The organism is Halodesulfovibrio aestuarii DSM 17919 = ATCC 29578 (genome assembly GCF_000384815.1).
Lineage (GTDB): Bacteria > Desulfobacterota > Desulfovibrionia > Desulfovibrionales > Desulfovibrionaceae > Halodesulfovibrio > Halodesulfovibrio aestuarii.
In genome coordinates, this window is sequence record NZ_ARQF01000020.1 from 113084 (window position 1) to 132704 (window position 19621).

15 protein-coding genes and 1 tRNA gene are annotated in these 19621 nt (G+C 46.3%); 13 read left to right on the forward strand and 3 right to left on the reverse strand.

Going from position 1 to position 19621, the window contains the following annotated elements; all coding sequences use genetic code 11:
• The first annotated feature begins 85 nt into the window (after positions 1–85).
• The 13 genes from F461_RS0106550 to F461_RS0106610 all read left to right on the forward strand — a co-directional run bounded on the left by F461_RS0106550 (position 86) and on the right by F461_RS0106610 (position 14422).
• Positions 86–739, forward strand: coding sequence for a ribonuclease HII (locus F461_RS0106550; protein WP_020000354.1), 654 nt, complete (start codon positions 86–88; stop codon positions 737–739).
• The gene (locus F461_RS0106555; RefSeq protein WP_020000355.1) at positions 733–1137 is read left to right on the forward strand and encodes a YraN family protein; all 405 of its coding nucleotides are present in this window, start codon (positions 733–735) and stop codon (positions 1135–1137) included. The genes F461_RS0106550 and F461_RS0106555 overlap by 7 nt, the downstream gene beginning before the upstream one ends.
• Positions 1079–1909 (forward strand): 16S rRNA (cytidine(1402)-2'-O)-methyltransferase, encoded by an 831-nt coding sequence (rsmI, locus tag F461_RS0106560; protein ID WP_020000356.1) that lies wholly within the window; start codon positions 1079–1081, stop codon positions 1907–1909. The genes F461_RS0106555 and rsmI overlap by 59 nt, the downstream gene beginning before the upstream one ends.
• Before the next feature lie 30 nt (positions 1910–1939).
• Positions 1940–2698 carry a PTS system mannose/fructose/sorbose family transporter subunit IID gene (locus F461_RS0106565; protein WP_020000357.1) on the forward strand — a complete coding sequence of 253 codons (759 nt, stop codon included), beginning with the start codon at positions 1940–1942 and terminating at the stop codon, positions 2696–2698.
• A gap of 15 nt (positions 2699–2713) precedes the next feature.
• The gene (locus F461_RS0106570) at positions 2714–3007 is read left to right on the forward strand and encodes an HPr family phosphocarrier protein (RefSeq protein ID WP_020000358.1); all 294 of its coding nucleotides are present in this window, start codon (positions 2714–2716) and stop codon (positions 3005–3007) included.
• A complete protein-coding gene (ptsP, locus tag F461_RS0106575) occupies positions 3007–4794 on the forward strand; it encodes a phosphoenolpyruvate--protein phosphotransferase (protein ID WP_020000359.1) in 1788 nt (595 codons plus the stop codon). The genes F461_RS0106570 and ptsP overlap by 1 nt, the downstream gene beginning before the upstream one ends.
• Entirely contained in the window at positions 4794–5267 is a 474-nt protein-coding gene (gene smpB / locus F461_RS0106580; RefSeq protein ID WP_020000360.1) for an SsrA-binding protein SmpB, read from the forward strand. Before ptsP ends, smpB begins: the two co-directional genes overlap by 1 nt.
• A gap of 195 nt (positions 5268–5462) precedes the next feature.
• Positions 5463–6842, forward strand: a complete 1380-nt coding sequence (locus tag F461_RS0106585) for an FAD-binding oxidoreductase (RefSeq protein WP_020000361.1) — start codon at positions 5463–5465, stop codon at positions 6840–6842.
• A 10-nt stretch (positions 6843–6852) separates the two neighbouring features.
• Positions 6853–8187, forward strand: a complete 1335-nt coding sequence (locus F461_RS0106590; protein ID WP_020000362.1) for a (Fe-S)-binding protein — start codon at positions 6853–6855, stop codon at positions 8185–8187.
• Between the two features lie 187 nt (positions 8188–8374).
• A complete protein-coding gene (secA, locus tag F461_RS0106595; protein WP_020000363.1) occupies positions 8375–10888 on the forward strand; it encodes a preprotein translocase subunit SecA in 2514 nt (837 codons plus the stop codon).
• 384 nt (positions 10889–11272) lie between these two features.
• The gene (gene argJ / locus F461_RS0106600) at positions 11273–12451 is read left to right on the forward strand and encodes a bifunctional glutamate N-acetyltransferase/amino-acid acetyltransferase ArgJ (protein WP_020000364.1); all 1179 of its coding nucleotides are present in this window, start codon (positions 11273–11275) and stop codon (positions 12449–12451) included.
• 143 nt (positions 12452–12594) lie between these two features.
• Positions 12595–12688, forward strand: a tRNA-Ser gene (locus F461_RS0106605).
• 345 nt (positions 12689–13033) lie between these two features.
• On the forward strand, positions 13034–14422 hold the full coding sequence (locus F461_RS0106610) for an aspartate ammonia-lyase (protein ID WP_020000365.1): 1389 nt from the start codon (positions 13034–13036) through the stop codon (positions 14420–14422).
• Between the two features lie 93 nt (positions 14423–14515).
• On the opposite strand, the gene F461_RS0106615 is transcribed toward F461_RS0106610, so the two are convergent.
• From F461_RS0106615 to F461_RS18570, 3 genes are read right to left on the reverse strand one after another with little or no spacing between them, the layout of a single operon-like run.
• Positions 14516–17722, reverse strand: coding sequence for an efflux RND transporter permease subunit (locus F461_RS0106615; RefSeq protein ID WP_020000366.1), 3207 nt, complete (start codon positions 17720–17722; stop codon positions 14516–14518).
• Positions 17719–18777: an efflux RND transporter periplasmic adaptor subunit gene (locus F461_RS0106620; RefSeq protein WP_071410331.1), complete on the reverse strand. Its 1059-nt coding sequence runs from the start codon at positions 18775–18777 to the stop codon at positions 17719–17721. The genes F461_RS0106615 and F461_RS0106620 overlap by 4 nt, the downstream gene beginning before the upstream one ends.
• A complete protein-coding gene (locus F461_RS18570) occupies positions 18704–19510 on the reverse strand; it encodes a TetR/AcrR family transcriptional regulator (protein ID WP_020000368.1) in 807 nt (268 codons plus the stop codon). The genes F461_RS0106620 and F461_RS18570 overlap by 74 nt, the downstream gene beginning before the upstream one ends.
• Positions 19511–19621 lie beyond the last annotated feature (111 nt).

Genomic DNA, 19621 nt, shown 5'->3' on the forward strand with positions numbered 1-19621 from the left:
CCGGCTCCCTTTTTTGCGGTCAACACCCCCTATATTCTCTGTCCAACACATGCTACCCTGCATCCTGTAATATAACGACACGCTTATGAAACAAAATACGCTTACGCTTTTTACAGCTTCCCCCGAAGAAGCAGACTGGCCAATGCCATTTGCCGGTATAGACGAAGCTGGCCGCGGTTGTCTTGCAGGCCCTGTTGTAGCTGGTGCCTGTATTCTTGATCCGTCTCACCCAATTGAAGGTCTTACGGACTCTAAGAAGCTTACAGAGAAACGCAGACAGGCTCTCTATCCTCAAATCAGGGAGAACGCTCTTGCATGGGGAATCGGAGTTGCCTGGCCGAAAGAAATAGATCGTATTAATATTCTTCAAGCCACGTTTCACGCAATGTTCAGAGCAGTACGCTGCTTAAAAGTCCCTCCTGTTCTACTTGCTATCGATGGTAATGCCACTATCCCTAAAGAAATTGCAGGCACCATTGACCAACAATGTATCGTAAAAGGTGACTTAAAAATTCAGGCGATCTCTGCGGCCTCTATTCTTGCAAAAACATTCCGCGATGACCTTATGGTTAAACTCGACAAACAATATGGCGGATATGGCTTTGCAGGCCACAAAGGCTACGGCACAAAGGAACACATCGCTGCTATTGCCGCAAAAGGGCCATGCAAAATGCATAGACTCACCTTTGCAAAGGTAAAGCCTGAACCACCGAAACAGGAACAAAACTCTCTATGGTAGCACCGCATCTGGAGACAGGCACCGCCGGAGAAGAAGCTGCAACTGCCCACCTTGTCGCCCAAGGCTATTCTATAGTAGCCCGCAATTGGCGTGCTAAGCAGCTCGAACTGGATATTGTCTGTACCAAAGGTGACTATGTTATTTTTGCAGAGGTAAAAACGCGTTCCTGTTCAGGCATGTGCACGGCCCTTAACGCCTTGTCCACGTCAAAAATGAAAAAGCTATGCAAAGCTGCAAAGCTCTATATTTCTCAAAACAATCTTTGGGATACCCCCTGCCGTTTTGACCTGCTCGCAGTAACCAAAGCCGGCACCGAGTATCAGGTGGAGCATATTCAAAATGCCTTCGAACTCTCCCAGCCTTTGGGTGGTGGCAACACCGCTTGGCAACCATGGTGATCTTTCCCCAAGAGCACGAGAAGTGCTCGAAGCAGTCGATATGGTACTTGCGGAAGACACCCGCCGAACCGGTCTGCTCTTAAAATCTACAGGGGTCACTGCAAAAAAACTTGTAAGCTTTCATGATCATAATGAAGAAGCGAAATCACCCGGTATTATTGCCGCAATGGAAGAAGGACAGGTCTTTGCTGTTGTTTCTGACGCCGGTATGCCGCTTTTTTCCGATCCCGGCTATCGCCTAGTGAAGCTTGCCCGTGAAAAGGGAATTAGGGTTTCCGTAGTTCCCGGCCCAAGCGCACCACTTACCGCACTTGCTGCCAGTGGTATTGCGCCACAGCCTTTTACATTTGTAGGGTTTCCACCGCGAAAAACCAGTGATCAAAAAAAACTTTTTGAAGAATTTTCCACCCTCCGCTCTACGCTTGTGTTTTTTGAACGCAAAAACCGTTTAGCAGCAACGCTTAAAACCGCATTTGAAATTCTTGGCCCACGAGAATTATGTGTTGCTCGAGAATTGACCAAGCTTCACGAGGAGTTTATCTTAGGTCGGCTGGAAAAACACAATGAAATACCGGAAGATTTGTTGGGCGAGATTACAGTCGTCATCGGCCCGCCGGAATCCAATGGTAAGACAAGCGAAGCTGAACTGCTAAAGTTGATTGCTGAAGAGACAGAGCTTGGCGGCAAGCCGAAAGAGATTGCACGCCGCGTAAAAGAAGAAGCATCTGGCTGGACAGTAAAAGCTGTGTATCAGTTCATGCAGGAAAATTAATTCCAACACGTTGTACGCTCAGGATTACCTATGCTTACTGCCCGCACTCTCATAACCTGTTTTCTCCGAACGTACCTTATAGGTACGGGATTTAACACTCGTGGCCTGCAAAACACAGGCTTAGTGTTCACTATGGAGCCGGGATTGCGGGAACTATATAAAGATCCTGATGCACTTCGTGAGGCCAGAAGCCGCTATTTAGAGCTGTATAACACACATCCCTTCTGGACGCCTCTTTTAGTGGGCGTGTTCCTTTCTATCGAGTCACATATTGCAAAAGGCAACCTGCCCGCAAAAATACTTGGCTCGGTAAAGGAAACAACCACCTACACTCTTTCAGCAATTGGTGACTCCTTTTTTGGAGGAAGTTTACTTGCCATGTGGGCTCTGTCCACGGTCTGTTTACTTGTCGCGGGATTTGATTCTATTGCCTTAGCATGGACGCTGCTACTTTTTGCAGCCTTGCAGGTATTCAAGTTCTTCACCTTTGTTTCCGGAGTCCGAAACGGGCTAAAAATGATAACAAATCTTAAGAACTGGGACCTCATCAACTGGGGGGAGAAGATAAAAATAGCCAACTCCTTTGTCCTTGTTCTTATGTTGTGTCTTTTCTGGCCGGGAACCCACAGCATTCCAGAGTGGTCGCTTATTGCGGGCACTTTATTAAGCGCAAGTTTTGTTGTGGGAAGACTGCATTTCTCACGCGTATTGCTAGTATATCTTTTACTCTTTCTTATGTTTTTTATACTACCGTGGATTAGCAAAGTTATTCCACTTTCCCCAATCTAGAGGAATTGACAACTAATGGAACCTACAGGTGAAAATAACAGCCTAGAAGTAATTGTTTGCGTAAAAAACGAGTTAGGCCTGCACGCTCGTCCGGCAGGTAAAGTTGCTCAACTTGCGCAATCATTTCAGGCTGACATCGCTCTTTGCTTGGCAGATCAAAGAGCAGACGCAAAATCCATTCTGGATATTCTGGCCCTTGCGGCACCGCAGGGAACAGAAATTTGCATCAAAGCTTCCGGCACCGATGCCTGTGAAGCCCTTGAACAGATCAGTCAACTTTTTCATGACAAGTTCGAAGGGGATACATAGTGGCCCGTACAATTCTTCGCGGCATACCTGTTTCTGCAGGTATTTCTATCGGCAAAGCATACTTTGTTAACCGCCAGAAAGAACGCCGCATTCCGCGCGAAACCATTCCACACCATCTGGTGACCGTTGAAACTCAGCGCCTTCGCAATGCTGTTGAAGAAGTGCGGCAGAATTTCATGGATGCTCGAGCGCGTGTTCCTGAAGAATTGAAAGAACACGGAGCCATCATTGATTCCCACTTGATGATTTGTCAGGATCCAAAACTCGTAGATTCAGCAGCCAAGAACATTGCTGACCGAGCTATCACCGCAGAATGGGCGTTGGAACGTTCTATCGACACCATCGGCAAAGCATTCAGCGCAATTGATGATCCTTACATTCGTGATCGGATGCAGGATGTACGGGTGGTGGGTGACAAAATCATGCAGGCACTTATTGGTGTCCCTAAACCGGCAGATTTACCTTCTGGCCGCCGGGTCCTCATGGCGCATGATTTGACTCCGGCTGATGCCATTGAGCTTGAACTTAGCAGAATTATGTCTTTTGCCACGGCAGAAGGCGGTAAAACCTCACATACAGGAATTCTTGCCCGTTCCCTGCAAATACCTGCCATTGTTGGTGTTGAAGACCTAGAGGATTCCATCAGAGATGGTGATCTGGTCATCATAGACGCTCTCAAGGGACTTATCTTCATTGACCCGAGTGAAGAGGAGCTTGCCCACTACAGTGACAGAAAATACCAATTTGAAGATTATCAGAAAGCCATTGTAAAACAATGCCACCTCCCAGCTGAAACCGTTGACGGATATCGGCTTGATGTGTGTGCCAACATTGAACTTGCTGAAGAACTTGTTCAGGTAAAAGACAATGGCGGCCAAGGCGTTGGACTCTATCGTACCGAATATGCATTCTTTAACAAAAAGAAAATGCCGGACGAAGAGATGCTGTACGAAGAATACACGACTCTGGCGGAACAACTTGCACCCGGAAAAGTTATTTTACGAACACTGGACGTTGGCGCCGACAAGCTTCTGGATGAACAGGCGATGCTTGAAGAAGCCAACCCAGCATTAGGGTTACGCGGAATCCGCTTCTGTCTGCGCTATCAGAATATTTTCCGCATGCAGCTGCGTGCAATGCTGCGCGCCTCTGTGCATGGTAATGTTTCGATCATGTTTCCAATGATCTCCGGCTTAAAAGAGTTGCGTCAGGCTCGTTTTATACTTAACTCTGTAAAGAGCGAACTTGACGCCGAAGGGCTTGCCTACAATCCGAATATTCCGGTAGGTATTATGATTGAGCTTCCGAGTGCAGTCATGATTGCAGACACCCTTGCCCGTGAGGTAGATTTCTTCTCCATTGGAACAAACGACCTTATTCAATATTCACTGGGTATTGATAGAACAAACAAGCATGTTTCCTATCTTTACCAACCGCTACACCCGGCTATTGTACGGTCTATTAAGTACGTTATCGATGCCGCGCATAAAGAAGGTATTGAAGCATCCGTATGTGGCGAAGTAGCATCAGACCCGTATTGTGTCCCTATTTTGATGGGCATGAGGGTTGACGGAATTTCCATTGCACCGCAAGCTATTCCGGGAATTAAACGCATAATCCGCCAGATTGATATGGAAGAATGCATTGAACTGTTAGGCGACGTGCTTACCCACGCGACCGTGTCCAGAATCAATACAAAAGTTCGCAAGCGTATTTTTAAACGCTTCCCAGAAGAACTTTCATTCTTTGCATCACTCATTGAGCAGGATGATATAACGGAACCGTAATGAGCAAAAAGAAAAAAAAGAAAAGTGGCGGCAGCTGCATTGCCGTTAATAAAAAAGCACGACGTTACTACGAAGTGCTTGATACACAAGAGGCTGGCCTTTCATTGGTCGGCACTGAAGTAAAATCACTGCGTGCGGGACAAGTGGCCTTCACAGACAGCTATATTAACTATAAAGATGGTGAAGCATGGATCGTAGGGCTGCATATTGCCCCTTACGAAAATGCCGGTTACTCCCAGCACGACCCGGAACGAGACCGCAGACTTCTTCTCCACCGTCGTGAGATTGAAATGTGGATGACCAAAGTGGAACAACGTGGACTGACTGTTGTCCCCCTAAAACTCTACTTTAAAAACTCTCGCATCAAACTGGAAATTGGTTTGTGCCGTGGTAAAAAACTGCACGATCAACGCGAATCCATTAAGCAGCGTGATGCTGCTCGTGACCTTGCACGTCAAATGCTGGATCGCTAATCTTATCTTCTTTATGCCGGAAAGAACGTATCAATACGTTCTTTCCGGCATATTCTGTTGTATAAGATATTACTTCCGGCTGGCGGAACAACCTTGTCTCCACAAGGACAACTCCCTCCTTGACCTCTATTTGATTCAAGATGAAGGTACAGCACTGCCCTCATTATTTTCAGGCAAAAATTTCAGGATAGATGCATGTCGTTACTTTCCCTTCCACATCGTAATTTTTTACAGAACCTTTTTTCCGAGGCAGACTGTCTACTGACACCGGAAGAAATGGTTGTGTACGAAGCCGACGCAAGCCGTCTTGAAGGCACGCCTCTTGCTGTAGTCCGTCCAGAAACAGAAGAGCAAATAATAGAACTTATGCGTTGGGCAGATACAGAGCGCATTCCACTATACCCACGCGCCCGCGCAACAAACGTAGTGGGACTTTGTGTGCCGCAACAACCGGGTATTGTTGTTTCAACACTGAAAATGGATTCTATTCTGGAAGTCGATTCAGATGACTTCATTGCTCGCGTTCAACCGGGAGTTATTACTGGCGACCTGCAAAAACGTGTTGAGCAGGAAAAACTATTCTACCCGCCAGACCCTGCAAGTTTAGGAATTTCCACTATCGGTGGAAACGTGGCCACCTGTGCAGGTGGTATGCGTGCACTGAAATACGGTGTTACCCGTGAATGGATACTGGGCTGCAAAGCTGTTTTGCCGGGAGGTAAAACCATTACCTGCGGTGGCCGTAACCACAAAAACGTTGTGGGACTTGATCTGCTTCGCCTGCTGACGGGCAGCGAAGGCACGCTTGCTTTCATGACAGAAATCACACTCAAGCTAATTCCAAAACCGGAATCCACAGCTTCTATCCTCGCAGGATTCTCCAACCTTGAAGAGGCACTGCACGCTATAAAAATTATGTTTAAAGCGGGCATGCTCCCTGCTGCACTTGAATTCATGGGGCCAGAAGTTCTAGCAGCATTACAGAATTCCAGAACTGTTCCATGGCCTTCCACGGTGACCGCTTCCTTACTGCTTCGTTTTGACGGTTCACATCAAGCCCTGAAAGCGGACTTGGAAAAAGCAGAAGCTATCTTCAAAGCATGCAACGTTCTCTGGTCTACCACAGGAATTGGCAAAGAAGAGGAAGAACCACTATGGGATGTCCGACGTTCCATTAACCCTGCTTCTTTCAAGGTAGCACCAGACAAATTTTCTGATGATGTCACGGTTCCCCGTGGCAGACTTTTGGACGCTGTAACCGGCATCCGTAAAATTGCAGATAAGTACAGCCTGCCAATCCTTACCTTCGGTCATGTGGGTGACGGCAACATCCACGTCAACATCATGCATGATGCGTCAAACGCGGACGAATTGACTCGCGCAACATCTGCAAAAAAAGAAATTTCAAAATTCATTCTTTCACTACGGGGAACTCTTTCCGGTGAACACGGAGTAGGCTTGGTGAAAGCGCCTTATGTTCATTTGCAGCTTAGCGAAACAGAACGGTCGCTTATGAGACAGATCAAACGTGTATTTGATCCGCATTGCATTATGAATCCAGACAAAGCGTTTTAAGGGATAGCAAATGACACAAGACAACACACACAAACCTACCCTTGAAACTCAACGTCCTGCAAAACAAGAGCGGGAAGCTGCCTGTATCCTCTGTGGCAAATGTGTTTCTGTATGCCCTGTATTTCTTGCAACAAAGCAAGAGGAACTGTCTCCAAAGGCAAAACAACGCACCATTGCCTCTCTCAAAGAAAATAAGCAAAAGCTCAATATTACAGACTGCAACAAACTTGCAGAAATGTGTGTTTCCTGTGGAAAATGCGCTCAAACCTGTCCACAGGGACTTAACTTTCCTGAACAGCTTGCCAACATTCGTGCTACGCACTCCGGTTGGCGCCAATGGGTCTGGAACCGTTGGGTCAATCAGGGCACAGTACTATGGCCTATGCTCTCAACCCTAAGTAAAGCGGCACCGGACTCCAAAGGCAAAAATGACGTAACACGTTTTGTGCAGTCTATTCAGGCAATGCAATCTCCGACAGATATTTCACCATACATTTCAGTTGCCAAGTACGACACAGAACTCGCCAAAGGACAACGAGTCCTTCTTTTTTCCGGTTGCACTGCAAACCGTGTACAAAAGAACTGGAAGCGTAAAAGCGAATCAATTCTTAAGCATCTCGGCTATCAGCTCCTTCCGGCTAAAGACTTAACATGCTGCGGACTCACCCTTGACCACGCAGGTCTCCCTGATGCCGCACACAAAAGCCGTATGCAGAACCTGCGGGCATGGCGTGCTGCAGAGCGTCCGCTTCTCGTTACGTTCTGTGCAACCTGCTATCTGGGATTGGCAGAGTACGCTCACGATGATTCGCTTGACTGGGCTGAAGGTGAGCAGGAAGCATGGACAAATGCACTGCGTTCTCTTTCTACCCTATGGGGAAACTCACTTTTTACAGTAGATGCACCGAGCAATCTTCTTATACGCTACCATCAACCATGCCACTGGCATGGCAACGATGCTGATTATGCATGGTTAAAAGAAGTTCTCTACGAAGAGATCAGTGCACCGGACTCCGCCTCCTGCTGCGGAATGGGCGGCATTTCCCAGCTTGGCAACCGTAAACTTACCCGCACCGTTGCAGGACGCTGTTGGGAAAACCTGCTTCAGAAGCCTCCTAAAAAAGATGATAGTGTGCCATGTTACAGCAACCCAAAAGGGAACTGTCTATGTGACATCTATGACGACGAAGAGGAAGAAACTTCCGAGCTATGTGATCAGGTGGAATTCACTTATCTTGTCATCACCGGTTGCAGTGGCTGTACGCTCCAGCTTCGCGGCACAGCGCCAGTACTCAATGGTGAAAAAGTAAAGGTGGGACACTGGCTTGACATTATCGAACCATAATTGTTCCGAGGTGCCCGTAAGGGCAAAAAGAGGCTGTACCCCTTGCCAATCTTCATTGCATTATTAACTTAATTCCAGTACCAATTGTTGGATTGTCCTGCGCTTCAGCGACATAAATTACAGCCCCGTATTACAAATTTTCCCTCCATACTTATATGGAGTTTTATACTGTTTTTCAGGAGAAAGAATGATCAACTTCGTTATCAAGAAAGTATTCGGTTCTCAGAACGACCGCTACTTAAAAAGCCTGCGCCCGCTGATCGCACAAATCAACGAACTCGAGCCTACTGTACAGGCCATGCAGGATGAAGATTTTTCAGCACGTATTGCCGAACTCAAGGAAGAAGTTGCCAACGGAAAAGACCTCAAAGAAATTCTCCCTGAAGTTTTTGCACTTGTTCGTGAAACCAGTGTCCGCGTACTTGGCATGCGCCACTACGATGTGCAGCTGATAGGTGGTTGTGCATTGCATGACGGCAAAATTGCTGAAATGAAAACTGGTGAAGGTAAAACACTTGTTGCTACCTTGCCGGTTGTATTGAACGCACTTACAGGCAAAGGCGTGCACGTAATTACCGTGAACGATTACCTTGCAACCCGTGACGCCGAATGGATGGGACAACTTTACAATTTCCTCGGCCTGACCACAGGCATCATAGTTCACGGCCTCAACGATGAAGAACGTAAAGCTGCATACGCTGCTGACATCACATACGGTACCAACAACGAGTTCGGCTTCGACTATCTGCGCGACAACATGAAGTTCTACAAAGAACAACTCGTGCAGCGCCCGCACCACTTTGCGATTGTCGATGAAGTTGACTCCATCCTCATTGATGAAGCCCGTACACCTCTCATCATCTCCGGTGCTTCTGAAGACTCCACCGCGCTGTACGGTCAGATTGATACAATCGTTCCTTACCTTAAAGAAGAAACGCACTACACTATGGATGAAAAAGCCCGCTCTGTTGCTCTTACAGACGAGGGTGTTATCCGCGTAGAAGAACTTTTAAAAATCGACAACCTGTACGACCCAACCAACATCACCCTGCAGCACCACGTATTGCAGGCATTGAAAGCACATAAGATCTTCAAACGCGATGTTGATTACATCGTAAAAGATGGTCAGGTTGTTATTGTTGACGAATTTACCGGTCGTCTCATGCCGGGCAGACGCTTCTCTGATGGTCTGCATCAGGCACTGGAAGCAAAAGAAGGCGTTAAAGTTGAAGCAGAAAACCAGACTCTTGCTTCTATCACCTTCCAGAACTACTTCCGCATGTACGAGAAACTGGGCGGCATGACTGGTACAGCAGACACTGAAGCTGTTGAATTCCAACAGATTTACAATCTTGCAGTATGTTCCATTCCGACGAACCGCCCAATGCAGCGCAAAGATTTTCCGGACGTAATTTACCGCACCAACCGTGAAAAATTCAACGCTATTGCAGATTCCATTGCAGAACTGCATAAATCCGGACAGCCGGTTCTCGTCGGTACAATCTCCATCGAAACATCCGAGCTTATTTCTCAGCTTCTTAAACAGCGTCGTATTCCACACAACGTGCTGAACGCAAAGCACCATGAGCAGGAAGCGGAAATCGTTGCTGAAGCAGGTCAGAAAGGTCGCGTTACTATTGCCACTAACATGGCTGGTCGTGGTACCGACATCGTGCTCGGCGAAGGCGTGAAAGAAGCTGGCGGTCTACATATTCTTGGTACTGAACGTCACGAATCCCGTCGTATCGACAACCAGTTGCGTGGTCGTTCCGGTCGTCAGGGTGACCCGGGTTCCTCCCGATTCTACCTGTCTCTGGAAGATGATCTCATGCGTCTATTTGCGTCCGAACGTATGTCCAAGATGATGCAGAAACTCGGCATGGACGAAGGCGAGCCAATCGAAAACAGCATGGTTTCCAAAGCAATCGAAAACGCCCAGAAACGCGTTGAAGGTCGCAACTTTGAAATCCGTAAAACGCTCCTTGATTATGATGATGTTATGAACCAGCAGCGTGAGGTTATCTACACCCTCCGCCGCGAAATCATGATGAACGAAAGTCAGGAAGAACTCATTCAGGAATTCCTCGACGATCTCATGGACGTTCTCTACGAACAGTGGAATGCAACCAAGCCGGAAGATCGCAAGGAACTAGCTGAATCACTCCCTGTACAGCTTGATGAAATTTTTAACCTGTCAGCGTCCATCAGCCTTGAATCTGTTCCTACAGAAGAAGTGGCACACAAAGCTGTTCTGGAACGCCTTGCAGTACTCAAGAACGATGCAAAAGAAGTATACGAAGATGTATTGCGTTACTTCCTTCTTGAAGAACTTGACCGCTGCTGGAAAGAGCATCTTCTCAACATGGATCACCTGCGCGAAGGCATCGGTCTGCGCGGCTATGGCCAGCGCGATCCAAAGCAAGAATACAAACGCGAAGGCTTTGAACTCTTTCAGGATATGCTCTTCCGTATCCGCGAAAATGTATTCAAAGCTCTCACCCGCCTGCGTATTCAGCGCTCTCAAGAAGAAGAGGAGCAAATGCTGCGCGATGAATTCCGCCACAAAGAAGAGACTGACGTTACCTACTCCGGTGGTGAAGAAGAACACAAGCCTACAAAACGCTCCGAACCAAAAATCGGACGTAACGCCCCTTGCCCTTGCGGTAGTGGCAAAAAATATAAAAAATGCTGCGGCGCTTAGATCTGGCATAAGAGCAAGAATGCCTTCGGCGTATCTCCGACGGGTGGGACTTTGCTCCTGCACCCCACAACAGGGAAACCTGTTAGCGAAGGCCGCATGTTAATAAAGTCGATTACGGCTTAATCACGCTTTAAAAAAGGGTGGAGTTTTTAGCTCCACCCTTTTTTCGTTTAGAGAAAAATAATGAGGCATAATCCGCATCAAAACATAATCGACGGACTAAACTCGCACGCAAAAATCTTGGGAAGGGGTCTTAGGAGACAAAATAGAAAACAAATTACAATTGAACTTTATGCTATCCATTGACATTCTACGAACTCTCGCAAAGTATGACGTTTGATTAATGAAACCACTTTTTAACCAGTAACAAAGACGAGAAATGCTGTGGATACTCCTAAGGGATACAAATACGCTGCCATTGAAGGAAATTTAAAGTATTCTGGCAGACTCGACCTCGCGCTTATCGTAAGTGAAACACCGTGCGTTGCTGCAGGTACATTTACTGCAAACAAATTTCAGGCTGCTCCTGTGTTGGTTGCCAAAGAGCTTGTTGAAACTTCTTCTCGAGTTCAGGGTGTTATGATCAACGCAGGCAGCGCTAACGCATGCACCGGCGAAGAGGGAATTGCAAACTGTAAACGTTCGCTGGAGCTTGTTACGTCACGCCTCGGACTTACACCGGACGCTATCCTCCCCGCTTCAACCGGTGTTATCGGCTTACAGTTTGATATGAAAAAATGGGAAGCTGCTGCCCCGGTTCTGGCAGAAGCTGTGGGAAAACATACAGGTGATGATTTTGCGAAAGCTATCATGACCACAGACACGTTCCCTAAGAAAGCCAGTCGCTCCATCACTGTTGACGGAAAAACTGTTACTATTGCCGGTATGGCGAAAGGAGCAGGTATGATCTGCCCTAATATGGCGACCATGCTGGGTACAGTTATCACCGACGCAAAGATTGATGCAGCAATGTGGAAGCGCATTGTGAAAACTGGTGTCGACAGCTCGTTCAACTGCGTTTCTGTTGATGGCGATACTTCTACAAACGACTGTGTTCTTGCACTGGCTAACGGCGCAAGCGGGGCCAGTATTACAGAAGCCACTGAAGCAGAATTCCAGCAAGCAGTCACCGCCATTATGCGCGAGTTATCCTACCAATTGGTACAGGACGGTGAAGGCGCCACCAAAGTAATGCAGATAATGGTTTCCGGCGCTAAAAATGACGCTGAAGCTGATCAGGTTGCCCGTACAGTGGGGCACTCCCCACTCGTTAAGACTGCCATCTATGGCAAAGACGCCAACTGGGGTCGTATTGTTGCGGCCATAGGTCGAAGCGGCGCTGAATTTGAAGCAAATGATGTGCAGCTTACTATGTGCGGTATTGAATTATTCAAAAACAGTCAGCCAACTGATGCAGACTTTGACACTCTGCTCAAACCATATTTAGAAAAACGTGATATTCTCATCGACATTGTTCTTGGAAACGGAGAAGGTAAAGCAGAATTATTTGCATCCGACCTTACGCACGAGTATATTAACATAAATGCGGATTATCGCAGTTAGCAACGTTTTTCGCGCAACACAGTAAAAAAGGCCGCATAATTTAAAATTATTTTAAAAATTGCGCTTGACAGTTGCCCTTCGTTTTCTGTAAACACTCTTTCGTCGCAACGGAGGAATTTCTTCGTTAAGACCACAAAAAACACGGTGAGGTGTCCGAGCTGGCCGAAGGAGCTCCCCTGCTAAGGGAGTATACGCCTTAAAAGCGTATCGAGAGTTCGAATCTCTCCCTCATCGCCAGTGTTTATATGGGTTGTATCGCAAGATACAACCCTTTTTTTGTGCCGAGTATTCACCCAGCAGGCTACATTTGCCCTTCGATCTTTTACTATCTCCCCAATTATCTTAGCCGCATGCGGCACATGCCTAATATACAACCTATCCAGTTAAAGATATTATGCTTTTCTAAAAAAAAGCACGGAAATACGCCTTTGGCAAAAGGCTGAAAATGAGACAGACTCAAGGCAACGTGCCAATATCTGAACAACCCCAGATAACACTCGCGATTACGACTCTTTCATGTTTAACTGCTCTCAACGTTACCCTTTTATATTTTATCAACAGCCATCACGTTGCGGAGTCCTTATGAATGAGCAATATCGCATTGAGCACGACTCTCTTGGCGAGTTCCAAGTTCCAAAAGATGCGTACTACGGGGTACATACAGCCCGTGCGGTACAAAACTTCACCATCACCGGCATCCCCTTGCATCACTTTCCGGAGTTGGTAGTATCATTGGCGCGCGTTAAAAAAGCCTGCGCCCTGACAAACTTTGAAAGCAAACTCCTCACAGATATTCAGGCAAATGCCATTATTGAAGCATGTGACGATATCATAGAAGGAGAGTTTCACGATCAATTTGTGGTCGATATGATGCAGGGAGGCGCGGGCACATCTACAAACATGAACACCAACGAGGTTATTGCAAACCTTGCACTGGAAAAAATGGGGTTTGCAAAAGGTGACTATACACATCTGCACCCAAATGATCATGTTAACTGCTCGCAATCCACAAATGATGTTTATCCAACAAGTGCACGCATTGCTGTTTTGAGCAAATGCAAAGAGCTTACAGATCAACAACTGGAGCTAAGCGCAGCCTTCAAAGAACGGGCTGAAAAATTCAGTACAATCCTCAAAGTAGGCAGAACACAGTTACAAGACGCTGTACCTATCACATTAGGATCAGAATTCGCAGCCTATGCAGTAACCATTGAAGAGGATGTGGAACGTGTGGAGCAACTTTCCCAGTTGCTCAAAGAAATCAACCTTGGTGGCACTGCCATCGGTACCTGCATCAACACACCTCCGCACTTTTCGTACAAAGCAGTCCGGCACTTGAGTGAACTTGTGGGATACGAGCTTATCCCCGCAGCTAACCTTATCGAAGCGTCTTCAGACATGGGGGCATTCGTCACATTCTCAGGAACCCTTCGCCGTATTAGTGTCAAACTGTCCAAAATATGTAATGATCTTAGGTTACTCAGCAGCGGCCCATGCGCAGGCTTCGGAGAAATTTCACTGCCTCCGGTGCAGGCTGGCTCTTCCATTATGCCGGGTAAAGTAAATCCGGTTATACCAGAAGTCGTTAATCAGGTTGCATTTCAAGTTATCGGGCACGATGTTACTGTCACTATGGCTGCTGAAGCAGGACAACTTCAACTCAATGTCATGGAACCAGTTATCATCTTAAACGTACTTCAGTCCGTTCATATGCTAGTGAATGCAATGCGTGCCCTTGCTACAAAGTGCGTTAACGGCATAACAGCCAATGAAGAGCGCTGTACCGAACTTTTACATCACAGCTCTGTTATGGCGACTGCACTCGTGCCCATTATCGGTTACGAAAAGGCTGCGGACATAGCCAAACTTTCCCTTAAAGAGCGTATTCCAGTTGCAAAAGCCGCAGCTCAACTTGGCATAATGACAGAAGAAGATGTCTATGAGACATTCAACACATGCCATTTGGCTTAACCACCTTCCTCTTTAATAACTGCTTATAAAAAAACACCCCTGACAGAGTAACTCTGTCAGGGGTGTTTTTTATATCAGGATAATAGGTAGCGGCTAAGCGGCATCACCCGGTGCAGTAACTGCACCCTTGCGTTTTTCACTTTCTTCTATGGATTCTTTCAGAACTTCATCAGCATCGTCCTGTTTATGTGCTTCTTTATTGGTCAATTTTCCCCAGCGCGCTTTTGCACCATCTTTAAGGGAACAAAGCACAGGCACAACAAGCAGAGTAAGCATTGTTGCGACAAACAGACCAAAGATAACTGCAACAGCCATTGGACTCCACCATTCTGTAGAATCCGACTTCGTAATAAACGTGAACGTAAAGAAGTCAAAGCTCACGCCCACTGCCATCGGCAGGAGGCCGAGAATGGTTGTAATAGCAGTAAGTAACACTGGGCGGAAACGTGTAAGACCTGCCTTAACAAGTGCCTCACGAGTATTCATCCCTCTGACACGCAACTGTTCAAAATAGTCAATAAGTACAATTGCATTGTTAACAACAACTCCTGCCAGTGAAATTACTCCCACCCCTGTCATAACGACACCAAACGGCATTCCACAAATAAGAAGCCCTCCGAACACGCCGATAAGGGACAATAGAACTGATGTAAGAATAATAAACGGTGTAGCCATTGAGTTAAACTGCGCCACAAGCACAAGGAAAATCAGGAAGATAGTTGCCACAAATGCTTCGGTAAGAAACTCCTGCGCTTTACGCTGCTCTTCCTGCTCACCGGTAAAGGTGTATGAGTACCCACGAGGCCAGCTCATTTCTTTGAGACGTACGTTGAGTTCTCGAATCACATCGTTTGCAAGACGGCCTTCCACGTTTGCAGCAACTGTTACAACGCGCTTCTGATCTTTATGGTTGATAGCACCAAGACCGGAGGCAAGTTTAACAGATGCCACAGAGGTAAGCGGAATAGGCTCACCAGCAGAACCGGAGACCGTAATTCTACGCAACGCTTTGATAGACTGACGTTCACTTTCAGGAAGCTTGGTCAAAATATCGTACTCATCTTTTCCTTCACGGAACACGCCGACTTTGACACCGTTAATTGCTGCTTTGATAGTATATGCAATTTTGTACGTATCAAGTCCGAGTAGTGCAGCACGCTCTTTATCAACACGAATTTGCACTTCCGGCTTGCCGGAAACAAAGTCGTCCTTAACGTCAACAGGGCCCGGTATATCACGCATTATCCCACGAATCTTTTCTACAAGCACACCGAGTTCTCGCATATCCTTGCCATACACTTCAAGGTTGATTGCAGAACCGGTAGGAGGGCCGCCTTTTTCTTCTTCAACTCGTACTTCAGCACCAGTGATCATAGAAGTGAGACGGGCACGTACTTTATTAATGATATCAGAAGAAAGAATGCTACGCTCTGCAATCGGCTTAAAGTCCAAGGTTACAGCACCAAGGTGCGTACCGGTACCACCACCGCCGAATGCTCCTCCAGAACCGGAACCGGTATTGGCAATAACAAAACGGACATCGTCATACTCAGCCCCTACACGTTCAACTACACGCATAAAACGGTCTGTAGCATCCAGATTTGTTCCAACAGGAGCCTTAATGTTCACGTTTGCACGTGCAGGCTCTGTTTTTGGAAAGAACTCAACCCCTTTCCCGTAGGCTCCAAAAGAAAAAATAGATGCAAAAAACATCACCAAAGAGATTGCAAGCACGATGAAGCGATGATCCAGCGACCAGTTCAGCATCTTCAAATAAATGCGCCGTCCACCAGTTATCCTTTCTTCGCCGTCCTCCCCAAAGTCAGGGGCAGACACAGTCTGGAACCGTGCTGAAAATACGGGGTTGATAACCAACGCTACAAAAAGAGATCCGAAAAGCGCAAGAATAACTGTACGTGGGAGATAGGACATAAATTCGCCCATGATACCCGGCCAGAAAATCATTGGAAAGAACGCGCCAACGGTTGTCAACGTGGAGGTAATAACAGGCCATGCAACCTCATTTGTACCGTCCAGTGCTGCCTTGTATCTGCTCTTTCCTTCCTGCATATGTCTGTAGATATTTTCAACAATAACAATGCCGTTATCCACCAGCATCCCGAGTGCAAGAATAAGCGAAAACAGCACAACCATGTTGAGCGTAATATCCAGCATACGCAGCAACACAAAGGTGATCAGCATGGAAAGCGGGATTGCAATAGAAACAAAAAATGCAGAGCAACCACCGATGAAGAAGAATACAATCGCAAGAACCAGTACCAACCCCGTAAGAATATTATTCTCAAGATCAGATACCATACTGCGTACGTCATCAGCTCTATCGCCGACAACATCAAGGCACAGCGTTGGCGGAAGGAACGTCTTTGCCTCTTCCAGTGCAACAGTAACGCCCTTGTTCACTTTAATAATATTCTCGCCACTGCGCTTAATAATTTGAAGAGTGACTGCATTCTGACCATTCATTCGGCTCCGCGTTACCGGATCTTTATAATGGTCTTTAATCGTTGCGATATCGCGAAGATATACGGGTTTCCCATCACGAACGAATGCGACAATATTATTGATCTCTGAAGGTGACTGAAAATCTTCCGGAACACGAACCTGATAGCGGGCATCGCCAATATTCATGGAGCCGCCCGGCATGTTAACGTTTCCCTTTTGAACTGAGTCAACCAGCGCACTAAACGGAACATTATACGCCCCGATGCGGTCAAGGTCGAACTCAACATGAATCTCACGCTCAAGACCACCAATAAGACGCGCGTCAAGAACGCCTGGAACTGATTCAAGTTTATCTTCTAAGTCTTCAGCAAAGACTTTCAGACGTTTCAGACTGAATGGGCCGGACAACACCACTTGCATTGTCGGCATATCAGAGAAATTTGCCTCTGAAACAAGCGGGTCATCTTCCAAATCACTCGGCAGGTCACCTTTTGCCTGATCTACCTTATCACGAACCTTTTGCAATGCATCATCAATAATTACACTTGGTAAAAACTTAATTGCAATTGAAGATTCACCATCCAATGAAGTAGATCTAAGCTCCTCAACATCAGCAAGTCCTTTGAGTTTTCGCTCAAGAGGAATGGTAACCAGCTTTTCAATATCTTCAGGGGCAACACCCTCATATGCTGTATTTACAAAAACATACGGGATAGTAATGTCCGGCTCAGCTTCACGCGGGAGCGCAAAGTAGCTGCTTAGCCCGGCTAAAATTATGAGCCACAGTAATACAAATACTACAGACTGCCTCTTCAGCGCTACTTCGTTAAGTATCATCGAACATCCACCTTCACGCCGTCTTCAACTTCCCGCTGTCCTGCTACAATTAGGTTTTCACCTACATTCAGGCCGGCAAGAATTTGCACTCTGTCGCCATCAATAACCCCAAGAGTTACAGTGCGGGCTTCAGCTACGCCATCTTTTTCAATGAAGGCAATACGTTCTCCACCCTTGTCGATAACAGAGAAGAGAGGGACGGAAACAATATCACGAAGAGAGCGACGTACAAAACTTGCACGGGCAATCATACCAGGACGAATTCTGCCATCTGTATTCTTAACAATGATCCGGACAGGAAAGGTGCGCGTTGCAGAGTCTGCTTTCCACGCAACAAAATCCACCACTCCGCTCCATTTTTCATTCGGATAGGCATCAAACATGACAGGTGCAGTTTGCCCTTTTGAGAGGTACCGAATATCCATTTCCGGAACATTAACTGTAATTTTAATCTGATCAACATTTACTATGGTGGCGATAGAATTACCCTGAGATACATATTCGCCCGGATCAACGTTTACTTTGTTTACAACACCAGAAACAGGAGACACGACAATGCCATGCTCAAACTGAACTTCCGCTTCGCGCAACTTTGTTTTTGCTACAGTAAATTCGGTTTCTGCCTGTTCCAGTTCTTCCCGAGAAAGCACATTGCCTTCATAAAGCTTTCTACGGCGCTTAAGCTGATGCTTCTTCATCGTGAGGTTGGCTTCAGCACGATCCTTTGCAGCCTGAAGCGCTTCAAGGTTAATGCGAACAACTTGTTCGTTGGCTTTAACAGAATCACCTTCTGTCACACCAACCCATTCAATAAGGCCTTCCTGCTCAGCAGCTAACGAAACATCGAACATTGCTTCCGTTTCACCTGGCAACATAATTGTATCGGTAATTGCAGCAGGTTTAAGAGTCTCAACTTTTACCTTTACAACATACTCTTTTGCAGCTGGGACATTCTCTGCCTTCTCGCTTGCTACGCCGTTGCTACACGCCGTCAGCCCTACGGCTATACTGACAACAATCAACGCCGCACAAATTTGGAAAATCAATCTCTGCATCCATCCACTCCGAATAATTCTTAATGCCTCCGATGGAGAAGGCTGTAATATGTTGTGCAATACCGAAGACATCTTCGTCAGAAAAAAACTTCTGATCACGAGCTAACAATAAATCATCAATGTGCATTGCGTAGAAAAATAGTTGTGAAAAATAGCCGCTTGTCAGCGAATTTAACGTCTTGTCCTCCCACACATTACCAGTCATACCATCGACAATAGGGATAACCATCCCTCTAAGCTCAAGCCAATCCTTTTCTGTTACATGTAAAAATTCTTCAAAATCGTTAATGAAAGCATCAAGCAAGAGTTTGTTTAAGTTCCAGTACTCATCACCATGCGAAATCAACATTCCACTTAGACAACCTAGCGAAAAACCAAACAATCTCTCTTCCGGCGCTGCAAATTCTGGCACCCCTCCATGTAAGGGGTAAATTTTACGAGTGTCATATAAAAACTCCTCCAAAACAGCAGCCAACAATCTATTTTTATTACCAAAATGATAATTAACAGCTGAGACATTAGCATTTGCCGCAGTGCAAATTTCACGCACTGTTGCATCATGTCCTTTCTGAGAAAAAACAGTACGCGCTGTATTAAAAATACGACTACGGGTATCTGACGCACTCTGCGCTTGATCACGGTGTTCTTTCCAAGCTTGTAATGCCTGCTCCCGCGACTGATAATAATTACGCGCAATTTCTTTAAACCGCGCCGAAATTATATTTTTATTCATTCAAACCTCACCTCAAACAAATCCAACCAATATTCAAAGTTATATTTTAAGAATGTTTAAAGTTGTATTTCAAACACCGTTTGAATTTGTCAAGAAAATTCTAATCTCCAA